11 protein-coding genes are annotated in these 10,311 nt (G+C 70.2%); 4 read left to right on the top strand and 7 right to left on the bottom strand.

Going from position 1 to position 10,311, the window contains the following annotated elements; all coding sequences use genetic code 11:
- On the top strand, positions 1–690 hold a 690-nt coding region (locus ACXJKG_RS15290), incomplete at its 5' end, for a hypothetical protein (RefSeq protein ID WP_456846602.1).
- A 103-nt stretch (positions 691–793) separates the two neighbouring features.
- A complete protein-coding gene (locus tag ACXJKG_RS15285) occupies positions 794–1,669 on the top strand; it encodes a phosphotransferase (protein ID WP_456846601.1) in 876 nt (291 codons plus the stop codon).
- A gap of 57 nt (positions 1,670–1,726) precedes the next feature.
- Here the strand turns inward: ACXJKG_RS15285 and ACXJKG_RS15280 are convergent, their stop codons facing one another.
- The 3 genes from ACXJKG_RS15280 to ACXJKG_RS15270 form a co-directional block, all read right to left on the bottom strand.
- Positions 1,727–2,026 (bottom strand): DUF1540 domain-containing protein, encoded by a 300-nt coding sequence (locus ACXJKG_RS15280; RefSeq protein WP_456846600.1) that lies wholly within the window; start codon positions 2,024–2,026, stop codon positions 1,727–1,729.
- Positions 2,027–2,149: 123 nt separating this feature from the next.
- Positions 2,150–2,947, bottom strand: a complete 798-nt coding sequence (locus ACXJKG_RS15275) for a DUF2510 domain-containing protein (protein WP_456846599.1) — start codon at positions 2,945–2,947, stop codon at positions 2,150–2,152.
- Positions 2,948–3,068: 121 nt separating this feature from the next.
- Positions 3,069–4,184, bottom strand: coding sequence for a DUF2510 domain-containing protein (locus tag ACXJKG_RS15270; protein WP_456846598.1), 1,116 nt, complete (start codon positions 4,182–4,184; stop codon positions 3,069–3,071).
- A gap of 275 nt (positions 4,185–4,459) precedes the next feature.
- Here ACXJKG_RS15270 and ACXJKG_RS15265 point away from each other — a divergent pair, with 275 nt between their 5' ends.
- A complete protein-coding gene (locus ACXJKG_RS15265; RefSeq protein ID WP_456846597.1) occupies positions 4,460–5,077 on the top strand; it encodes a LysE family transporter in 618 nt (205 codons plus the stop codon).
- 109 nt (positions 5,078–5,186) lie between these two features.
- On the opposite strand, the gene nrdF is transcribed toward ACXJKG_RS15265, so the two are convergent.
- From nrdF to nrdH, 4 genes are all read right to left on the bottom strand, one after another.
- Positions 5,187–6,161 (bottom strand): class 1b ribonucleoside-diphosphate reductase subunit beta, encoded by a 975-nt coding sequence (gene nrdF, locus ACXJKG_RS15260; RefSeq protein ID WP_307494379.1) that lies wholly within the window; start codon positions 6,159–6,161, stop codon positions 5,187–5,189.
- 34 nt (positions 6,162–6,195) lie between these two features.
- Positions 6,196–8,343 (bottom strand): class 1b ribonucleoside-diphosphate reductase subunit alpha, encoded by a 2,148-nt coding sequence (nrdE, locus tag ACXJKG_RS15255; RefSeq protein ID WP_456846596.1) that lies wholly within the window; start codon positions 8,341–8,343, stop codon positions 6,196–6,198.
- On the bottom strand, positions 8,313–8,729 hold the full coding sequence (gene nrdI, locus ACXJKG_RS15250; protein ID WP_456846595.1) for a class Ib ribonucleoside-diphosphate reductase assembly flavoprotein NrdI: 417 nt from the start codon (positions 8,727–8,729) through the stop codon (positions 8,313–8,315). Before nrdI ends, nrdE begins: the two co-directional genes overlap by 31 nt.
- A gap of 99 nt (positions 8,730–8,828) precedes the next feature.
- Entirely contained in the window at positions 8,829–9,074 is a 246-nt protein-coding gene (gene nrdH, locus ACXJKG_RS15245) for a glutaredoxin-like protein NrdH (RefSeq protein WP_370503192.1), read from the bottom strand.
- A gap of 489 nt (positions 9,075–9,563) precedes the next feature.
- On the opposite strand from nrdH, the gene ACXJKG_RS15240 reads away from it, so the two are divergent.
- On the top strand, positions 9,564–10,311 hold a 748-nt coding region (locus tag ACXJKG_RS15240; RefSeq protein WP_456846594.1), incomplete at its 3' end, for an AfsR/SARP family transcriptional regulator.

Here is a 10,311-nt window from a genome sequence, read left to right as displayed (position 1 = left end):
GACTGGTACCACCCGGCCGTCGACGCGCTCGCGACAGCGCTGCTCGCGGCCGGCGACGCGGTGGCCGCCGCCGACGAGCTCGGCCGTGCACGCGGGTACGACGGTGTCGGCATCGGCGAGACCATGGACGACCTCACCTGCCTGTACCGGACCCTCGGCGCCACCGAGCCGCCCATGAACGTCCTGCGTGCTCTGTGCGAGGGCTGGGCCGACGCCCAGGCCGGCACCATCGCGTTCGGCACCGCGCTCGACCCCGAGTCGGGCCTGCCCAGCCGCCAGTACCTGGCCATCCGCCTCGCCGAGACCTACCGCGACGCGGCCCTGCCCACCCAGCGCCGACGGACCGTCACCGACCTCGGGCACCATCTCGTGCTCATCGACGTCGCCGCCGGCAACGTCGATCCGTTCACGCGTGCGGCGCGGTCCGCCGCGGTCGGTGCGGCGATGACGACGACCTACGGCGAGGGTCACCCGATGGCGACCCTGGGCGGCGGGGTGTTCGCGGTGCTCGCGCGGGCCGACGACGACCCGGGGCCCCCGCTCGAGGTGCTCCACCTCGAGATCGCCCGGCGCTGCGAGCTGCTCGAGGTCCGGCCGTCGACCCGACAGCCGGTCCGGGTGTGGGTCGAGCCCCTCCCGGCGACGCACGAACAGGCGCTGGCGACGCTCGAACGGGTCTCCAGGCCCTGATCGGGCGACCTTCTCGACAGGTGTCGATCAGGTAAAGCGCTGGTCAGGGACTTCTTGGTAGTCGACGCGGGACAACCCGGACGAATGCGTCTACCGTCGATCCATGAACTCCGCAGGACTCGTTCCGAGCGGACCCGCGACGCCTTCGGAACCGAGGGCGGCCGGAGCCGCTGAGATCCACCCGCACGACGCTTCTGATGTCCCGACACAGCCCGACCGTCGGTCGACGGCCCACCCCGCGCCGGTCGACCCGGCGCTCGCCGCCTCCGCCGAGCCCGGTCCGCTGCTGGCCTCCGGCGAGACGGCGGACGTGTTCGCGCTCGACGACCACCACGTCCTGCGCCGCTACCGCTCGGGGCGGGACGCCTCCCCCGAGGTCCTGCTCCTGCGCCACGTGGTCGCGCACGGCTTCCCCGCCCCCGACGTTCTGCAGGCGAGCGGGCCCGACCTGGTCATGGAGCGTCTGCACGGCCCGACCCTGCTGCAGGCCCTCGGAGCCGGCGAGGTCTCGCTGCCCGACGCCGCCGCGATCCTCACGGACCTGCACGTCCGGCTGCACGCGATCACCCCGCCGGACGGCTGGGGGCCGGACGAGCCCGAGTCGTGGCCGCGCGTCGCGTCCGGGCCGGCGATCGTGCACCTGGACCTGCACCCGGGGAACGTGATCCTCACCGAGAGCCACGGCCCCGCGCTCGTCGACTGGGCCAACGCCCGCACGGGTCCCGCCGAGCTCGACGTCGCGCTCACCGCCCTGATCATCGCCGAGGTCGCCGTCGACGCCGGTGGTGTCTACTCGCAGGCCGCCCGCGCGCTGCTCGCCGCGTTCCTGCAGGCCACCGACCTCGACCCGCTCCCGGCTCTGGACGACGCGGCGAACCTGCGCGCGGCCGACCCGTCCCTGGTGCCCGGCGAGCGCGAGCTGGTGCCCGCCGCCGCGATCCTCATCCGCCACCTGATCGAGGTCGCCGCCCACGGCTGACCCCGGACGCGTCGACGGCCGCCCTGGTCAGCAGGGCGGCCGTCGTCGTGAGAGCAGTCAGCGGGCGGCGAAGGTGAGGCAGTCGGCCTCGTCGTGACCCGCACCGATGCGGATCGACGCCGCCGTGCACTCGAGCGAGGTGTTGTGGGAGCACTCGGCGCGCTGGCAGGCGCCGACGTGCGTGATCACCTTGTCGAGGCCGCCCTTGGTGCTCAGCGGGATGAACGTGGTGCACTGCGCGTCACCGGGGGCGCCCCCGATGTTCACCGCGGCCGCGTGGCAGTGCGAGTGGTCGTTGTACGAACAGCCGTCCACCGAACACTCGGCGACGGCGGGCATGTCCATCAGGGTGCTCATGACGACCTCCGTGGGGGCGGGCGGGTGCGTTCCTCTCGACGGTAGACCCGTTCCCGCGACCCTGCCTAGCGCGGACGCCGGGTCCACGCGCAGGTCAGATGCCCAATTCAGGTGAGGCTAGCCTCAGCTCCGGCGGCTGCGGAACTGCCGGAGACGGCTGACGAACGCGCCGATGCTCACGGCCAGCACCACCGCGGCGACCGACGGGAAGAACCAGGACACCGGGTCGCCGGGGTCGGCCGCGGCGGCGACCAGCCCGATCAGCAGCACGACCAGCGAGCTGAGGACCCCGCCGCCCACCGTGACGAGCCCGATCACGGACACGACCTCGACGACCGTGCTTGCGGCCCGTCCGTAGTCGGCATCCCGGCGCGGGGCGTCCGTGACCCCGGCGGGCAGCCAGGCCGCCGGCACCATGCCGACCGGGGCCGGAGCACCGACCGGGGCCGACGAGGTCGACCCGTACGGGGCGATCCCGCCCGGCGCGTCGACAGGACGCGCAGGAGCCTGGTGGTGTCCGCCGTCGATCTGGTCTGCCATGAGCTGCTCGCCCATCCCGGCGATCGCCCCGAGCACGCCGCCTCGCAGCTTCAGCTGGTACGCGGCCTCGACGGCCATCTGCCGCTCATACTGCTGCTCGAGGTCGCCGGCCGCACCGTGCGCCTGGGCCTCCGTTATTGCCGCGGCGAGCGGGGAGTCCTTGTAGCGGGGGTCGGTCACCGGCGGGTACGCGTACGTCGGCACCTCACCGGGCGCGCTGTAGATGACGCGGAAGCCACCCGGGTTGCCGGCCTGGCCGATGATCTCCTTGCCCGGCCGCGGTGCCGGCTGGACGCTCTGGGTCCAGCGTGCGCCGTCCCACCAGCGCAGCATCCCGTCCGCCTGCGGGTCCGGGTACCAGCTCGGCGGGGGTGTCTCCATCACGACTCCAGGCGATCGGCGCGCACCGACCACGGACGGCCGGTTCCCCGCGTGCATCGGTCCGCCGCGACGCCGGGTTGAGCCGACGCGGCCGCTGCCACCCTCCCGCGACCGACCCGCGCTACGGACGCAGCCGACGCACGCCCGACAGGATCGATGACGACCCCGTCACCGCCTGGCGGATCCCGACGACGACCAGCACGACCCCGACCACCGGGAACAGGGCGAGCAGCATGAGGATCCCGACCGACTCCGGCACGCGGGCGTCGCTGGGGTCCGCCGTCGTGTAGACGACACCGATCGACGAGCCCACCGACGGACAGCTGCTCGACGAGTAGTGGGCCCGCGCGCGATAGGAGCTCCCGGCGACGACGAAGCTCACCTCCGGCGAGCACATCCGCGTGCCGTCGGTGTCCCTCGACTCGTGCAGGTCGACCACCGTGCCGCTGGTCGACGCCTCCCCCGCTCCCGCACGGGCGGACATGATCTCGGGGACCAGGAAGAACACGCTGACCAGCACGAACACGAGGCCGATGCCGATCGCCTTGAGCCCGTTCGCGACGCCCCCGCCGCGCTGGTTCCCGACGACGCCCCCGACGACGTCGGCCAGGCCCTGCGCCTGCGGCGAGCCGAACGCACCGAACGAGACGCCGCCGGCGCCGTACGGCTGGACGCCGGCTGGGGGGTAGGGCTGGGGTGCCGCGGTGCCGTACGGCTGGGGTGCCGCGGTGCCGTACGGCTGCGGTCCCGGGGTGCCGTAGGGCTGCGGTGCCTTGTACCCGTACGGCTGGGGTTCGGCGGCGCCATAGGGCTGCGGCGTCGGGGAGACGTAGGGCGCCGGCGACGTGTACCCGTACGGCTGGGGTGTCGCAGCGCCGGCGGGCCGCAGCGACTCGGAGACGTCGGGCTGCTGTGCGGCGCCGTAGGGCGGCGAGTCCGTCGGTGCGTGCGGCTGCGGGACGAACGTGCTCCCGGGCTGCGGGCTCGTCGCGACGGCGACCGGCAGGTACTGCTGGCCCAGCCCACCGATCGCGCTCGCGATCCCGCCGCGCTGAGGCACGGTGTTCGTCGCCTCGAACGCCGCGGCGTACTGCGACACGACCGGCGTGGCCGCCTGCGGCGCCGGAGCATCCGCGACCGTCGGCCGGACGTGACCCGTCCACTGCGCGCCGTCCCACCAACGGTCCGCCCCGGAGGCGTCCGGGCTCGGGTACCAGCCGGGCGGTGCTGTGGTCACATCGGCTCCAGTCGTCGTCGCGCGCGGCGGCGTGGCCTGCCCCGCGACCTCGGATCGGCCGTGCCGCGCCCGGAGTTGAGCCGACGGGGGCCGAAACAGCCGAACGGCCGACCCCGAGCGAGCGGCCCTGACGCCGTGGGAATCCGTCGTGCTGCAGTGATGTCCGGCCGTATCCGGAGCAATCCCCCTCCATGGTCGTCAGGCGGCAGTCGGATTCCGCCCTGTGCCCGAAGGCGCGGCATGATGCAGCCCGTGATCGTCCCGGAGCTCCGCGCGTGAGCCTGTCCCTCTGGCTCGCGCTGGTGGGCGCCTGCCTCGTCATCTCGAGCACGCCCGGTGCTGGAGCGGTCAACACGATGTCCAACTCGCTGGGCTCCGGGTGGACGCGGTCGATCTGGGGAATCCTCGGGCAGCAGCTGGCGCTCCTGGTGCACATCGCGATCGTGGCCGCCGGCGTGGGTGCGCTGGTCAGCCGCTCGCAGGTCGCGTTCGACGCGATCCGCTACGTCGGCGCCGCCTACCTCGTCTACCTCGGCGTGCGACAGTTCCGGTCGAACGCCGGCGTCGACGGCGTCGCGCAGCTGGTCCGCGAGCCGGCGTGGTCGATGTTCCGTCGCGGGCTCCTCGTGAACCTGACCAACCCCAAGGCGATCGTCTTCTTCCTCGCCTTCCTGCCGCAGTTCGTGCGGCTCGACCGGGCGCTCGTCCCCCAGTACGCCGTCGTCGCGGCAACCGTCGTGGCGGTCGACGTCATGGTCATGTGGTTCCTCTTCGCGAGCGCGGCCCGCGGGCTCGTCCGCCTCACGGCGCAGGAGTCGGGTCGGCGAATGGTGAACCGGGTGTTCGGCGGCCTGTTCGTCGGCGTCGGTATCGCCCTCGCGGTCGTCCACTGACGGAGAGCATGAGCGCGTCGCAGACGCTTGTCGCCGGCGCGCCCCGACACAGCCGAACGGCCGGCCCCCGAGGGGAGCCGGCCGTTCGCGGTGCTGCTGGGCGACGGGATCAGAAGTCCCAGTCGTCGTCCTCGGTGTTGACGGCCTTGCCGATGACGTACGACGAGCCGGACCCGGAGAAGAAGTCGTGGTTCTCGTCGGCGTTCGGGGACAGGGCCGACAGGATCGCCGGGTTCACGTCGGTCTCGTCGCGCGGGAAGAGCGACTCGTAGCCGAGGTTCATCAGCGCCTTGTTGGCGTTGTAGCGCAGGAACTTCTTGACGTCCTCGGTCAGGCCGACGCCGTCGTAGAGGTCCTGCGTGTACTCGACCTCGTTGTCGTACAGCTCGAAGAGGAGCTCGAACGTGTAGTCCTTGAGCTCGGCCTTCTCGGCCGCCGACAGCTTCTCGAGGCCCTTCTGGTACTTGTAGCCGATGTAGTACCCGTGCACGGCCTCGTCGCGGATGATCAGGCGGATGAGGTCGGCCGTGTTGGTCAGCTTGGCGCGGCTGGACCAGTACATCGGCAGGTAGAAGCCCGAGTAGAACAGGAACGACTCGAGCAGCGTGCTCGCGACCTTCCGCTTCAGGGGCGAGTCGCCGCGGTAGTACTCCATGACGATCTCGGCCTTGCGCTGCAGGTTCGGGTTCTCCTCCGACCAGCGGAACGCCTCGTCGATCTCCTTGGTGGAGCACAGCGTCGAGAAGATCGAGCTGTACGACTTGGCGTGCACCGACTCCATGAACGCGATGTTCGTGTAGACGGCCTCCTCGTGCGGCGTGATCGCGTCCGGGATCAGCGAGACCGCGCCGACGGTGCCCTGGATGGTGTCGAGCAGCGTCAGGCCGGTGAAGACGCGCATGGTGAGCGTCTTCTCCTGCTCCGTCAGCGTGGCCCACGACTGCACGTCGTTGGACACCGGGACCTTCTCCGGCAGCCAGAAGTTGCCGACGAGGCGGTCCCAGACGTCCGCGTCCTTGTCGTCGTCGAGCCGGTTCCAGTTGATCGCGGAGACGCGGCTGACGAGCTTGAGCTTCTCGCTCATCGGGTTGCTTCCTTCGTGTCGTTCAGAACCAGGGTCAGAGCATGCACGAGACGCAGCCCTCGACCTCGGTGCCCTCCAGCGCGAGCTGGCGCAGGCGGATGTAGTAGATCGTCTTGATGCCCTTGCGCCAGGCGTAGATCTGCGCCTTGTTCAGGTCACGGGTGGTGGCCGTGTCCTTGAAGAAGAGGGTCAGGGACAGGCCCTGGTCGACGTGCTGCGTCGCCTCGGCGTAGGTGTCGATGACCTTCTCGTAGCCGATCTCGTACGCGTCCTGGTAGTACTCCAGGTTGTCGTTCGTCATGAACGGCGCCGGGTAGTAGACGCGGCCGATCTTGCCTTCCTTGCGGATCTCGATCTTCGACGCGATCGGGTGGATCGAGCTGGTCGAGTGGTTGATGTACGAGATCGACCCGGTGGGCGGCACCGCCTGCAGGTTCTGGTTGTAGATGCCGTGCTCCTTGACCAGTGCGGCCAGCTCGGCCCAGTCCTCCTGGGTCGGGATGTGCACGCCGGCCTCGGCGAACAGCGCCTCGATCCGGGCGGTGCGCGGCTTCCAGGCCTTCTCCGTGTACTTCTCGAAGTACTCACCGGTCGCGTACTTCGAGTCCTCGAAGCCGTCGAACGCGCGACCGCGCTCCTGGGCCAGCAGGTTCGACGCACGGATCGCGTGGTACGCCACCGTGTAGAAGTAGATGTTGGTGAAGTCGAGGCCCTCGTCGGACCCGTAGAAGATGCGCTCGCGGGCCAGGTAGCCGTGCAGGTTCATCTGGCCGAGGCCGATGGCGTGGCCGCCGGCGTTCGCGCGCTTGATGGACGGGACCGACTCGATGTCCGTCTGGTCGGAGACGCCGGTCAGGGCGCGGATGGCCACCTCGACCGACTTGCCGAAGTCCGGCGAGTCCATCGACAGCGCGATGTTCATCGAGCCGAGGTTGCAGGAGATGTCGCGGCCCACGTGGCTGTACGAGAGGTCCTCGTTGTAGGTCGACGGCGTCGAGACCTGCAGGATCTCCGAGCACAGGTTCGAGTGCGTGATCTTGCCCTTGATGGGGTTGGCACGGTTGACCGTGTCCTCGAACATCACGTACGGGTAGCCGGACTCGAACTGCAGCTCCGCCAGCGTCTGGAAGAACTCGCGGGCGCTGATCTTGGTCTTCTTGATCCGCGCGTCGTCGACCATCTCGTAGTACTTCTCGGTGACGTTGATGTCCGCGAAGGGCACCCCGTACACGCGCTCGACGTCGTACGGCGAGAACAGGTACATCGGCTCGTTCTTCTTGGCCAGCTCGAACGTGATGTCCGGGATGACGACGCCCAGCGAGAGGGTCTTGATCCGGATCTTCTCGTCGGCGTTCTCGCGCTTGGTGTCGAGGAACCGGTAGATGTCCGGGTGGTGCGCGTGCAGGTACACGGCACCGGCGCCCTGACGCGCACCGAGCTGGTTGGCGTACGAGAACGAGTCCTCGAGCAGCTTCATCACGGGGATGACGCCGGAGCTCTGGTTCTCGATGTGCTTGATGGGCGCGCCGTGCTCGCGGATGTTGCTGAGCAGGAGAGCCACGCCACCGCCGCGCTTGGACAGCTGCAGGGCGGAGTTGATGCCGCGCGCGATGGACTCCATGTTGTCCTCGATGCGCAGCAGGAAGCAGGACACGGGCTCGCCGCGCTGCGCCTTGCCGAGGTTGAGGAACGTGGGCGTCGCCGGCTGGAAGCGGCCGGAGACGATCTCGTCGACCAGGGAGATCGCGAAGTCCTGGTTCCCCTCGGCGAGCGCGAGGGCGACCATGCAGACCCGGTCCTCGAAGCGCTCGAGGTACCGCTTCCCGTCGAACGTCTTCAGCGTGTACGACGTGTAGTACTTGAACGCGCCGAGGAACGTCTGGAAACGGAACTTCTTCGAGTACGCGTACTCGAAGAGCGTCTTGATGAAGGCGCGGTCGTACTGCGCGAGGACCTCGGGGTCGTAGTACTTGTTCTCCACGAGGTAGTCGAGCTTCTCGTTCAGGTCGTGGAAGAACACCGTGTTCTGGTTGACGTGCTGCAGGAAGTACGCCCGCGCCGCCTCACGGTCCTTGTCGAACTGGATCTCGCCGTTCGCGCCATAGAGGTTCAGCATGGCGTTGAGGGCGTGGTAATCCAGTCCCGACGTCTCTACGCGGGTATCTGCGACTGTCGCTGCCAAAATCTTCCCAATCCCTCACGGACGGCTGTGACGTCCTCGTTCGTTCCCATGAGCTCGAACCCGTACAGGTAGGGGACGTGGCACTTGGCCGCGATGATGTCCCCCGCGATGCAGTAGGCCTCGCCGAAGTTCGTGTTGCCGGCCGCGATGACTCCGCGGATCAGCGCACGGTTGTCCTCGTCGTTGAGGAACTTGATGACCTGCTTGGGTACTGCGCCACCCTCGTTGCCTCCGCCGTACGTCGGCAGGATCAGCACGTACGGCTCGGAGGCGTGCAGGAACGGGTCTGTCGGCCGCAACGGGATGCGCTGGGCCGCCAGACCGARCTTCTGCACGAATCGGTGGGTGTTGTCCGAGGCGGAGGAGAAGTAGACCAGGGAGCTCATCGGCCAGGTCCCCTCGCTCGGGTCGTGCGGTACGTCTGCGGAGCTGTGCCCGCCGAGCCGGCGCGGCATTCACCAGCGCCGGCCCGGGGAGTCTGCGTGTCAGGCGACCGCGGTCGCCAGACGGTCGGCCAGCGCCTTGATGCGGTCCGGGCGGTAGCCCGACCAGTGCTCGCCGTCGACGATCACGACGGGCGCCTGCAGGTGGCCGAGCGACATGACGTAGTCACGCGCGTCGGCGTCCTCGCTGATGTCCACGACCGTGTACTCGGCGTCGAGCTTGTCGAGCGCGCGGTAGGTCGCGTTGCACTGCACGCACGCCGGCTTGCTGTAGACCGTGATCGTCATCGTGGCTCCCCGTTGTCCTGTCTGCGGCACGCTCCCCCCGGAGCGTTCGCGAAGCTTGTTACCTGGTGCTGGTGGGCCCGTCACCGGGCCTGACGTGGTGCTGAGCCGGAGATGATCGTCGATGAACTGCCACTGACCCGGTTCCCCACTGCGTCGTGACTAGACACTACACCTAGGGGTCCCCCACGCAATGGACCACTAGGGGTTGTAGTGACACGCGTGTCATTCTTCACCCTGTGGAGAAGTCCCAGCCTACCGGCGACCACTGACAGAGCCCCCGACCAGCGCCGAGGCGCGGCCGTGCACAGGCATCCACAAGTGCGCCCTGGGCACCCACAGCCTGTTCCACATGGCAGTCCACACCCGCCCCGCCCGATTCGCCCGGAACGCCCCTCCGGGACACGCCGGAGGACCCGTCGGACATGCACCCGAACGGTCGAGAGGGCCCTGCGCGTCCCCCGTGTCGCCGCCGTGCGCGATGCTGTCCCCGTGCAGATCACGACGCTCGGGGCGCTCGCCGTCGACGGCCGCCCCGTCCGCGGCGACCGTCTGGTCGCGCTCGTCGGTGCCCTGCTCGACGCACGCGGTCGCGCCGTGTCGTCCGCCGCGCTGGTCGAGGACGTGTGGGAGGGGATCCCGCCGGACGACGCCGCGGGAGCGGTGCAGGCCCTCGTCTCGCGCGCGCGCCGGCTCGGCTTCGCCGTCGAGGGCGCGCCTGGCGGCTACCGGCTGCCGCTCGACGACCTGCGCATCGACGTCGTCGACGCCGAGGCGATGCTCGCGGACGGCCGGGAGGCCCTGCGCGTCGGCGACGCGGCGCGCGCCCGAGACCTCGGCCGGGACGCGCGCGGCCTGGTGCCCGCCGTCCCGGACCTGGCGGACACAGCCACTGCGCACCTGCTCACCGACGTGGTGACGCTGCAGGCCGAGGCCGGCCTGGCGCTGGGCCAGGTCGACGACATGGTCGAGGACCTGCGCCGCTGCGCGTTGCGCACCCCGCCCGACGAGCCGCTGGTCGCCCTCCTGGTCCGGGTGCTCGCGGCGCAGGGTCGCGACGCCGAGGCGCTCGCCGTGGTCGAGCAGGTCCGCGACGAGCTGGCCGACCGGTACGGMACGGACCCGTCGCCCGTCGTCGCGCAGGCGCACCTCGCGCTGCTGCGCGGCGAGCTGGCGCCCGGCCCGGTGCGCGCGGCACCCGTCGCCACCCCGCGACGTGCCGTCCTGGCCCTTCCCGCGG

The organism is Cellulomonas sp. P5_C6, from assembly GCF_054049635.1.
The sequence above is the reverse complement of the archived record's forward strand: the minus strand, read 5'-3'. Positions and strand labels throughout refer to the sequence as shown.

Bases quoted from the DNA above. Each gene is read 5' to 3' on its own strand.
- ACXJKG_RS15285 (WP_456846601.1), top strand. From the start codon at position 794: ATGAACTCCGCAGGACTCGTTCCGAGCGGACCCGCGACGCCTTCGGAA.
- ACXJKG_RS15280 (WP_456846600.1), bottom strand. From the start codon at position 2,026: ATGAGCACCCTGATGGACATGCCCGCCGTCGCCGAGTGTTCGGTGGAC.
- ACXJKG_RS15275 (WP_456846599.1), bottom strand. From the start codon at position 2,947: ATGGAGACACCCCCGCCGAGCTGGTACCCGGACCCGCAGGCGGACGGG.
- nrdF (WP_307494379.1), bottom strand. From the start codon at position 6,161: ATGAGCGAGAAGCTCAAGCTCGTCAGCCGCGTCTCCGCGATCAACTGG.
- nrdH (WP_370503192.1), bottom strand. From the start codon at position 9,074: ATGACGATCACGGTCTACAGCAAGCCGGCGTGCGTGCAGTGCAACGCG.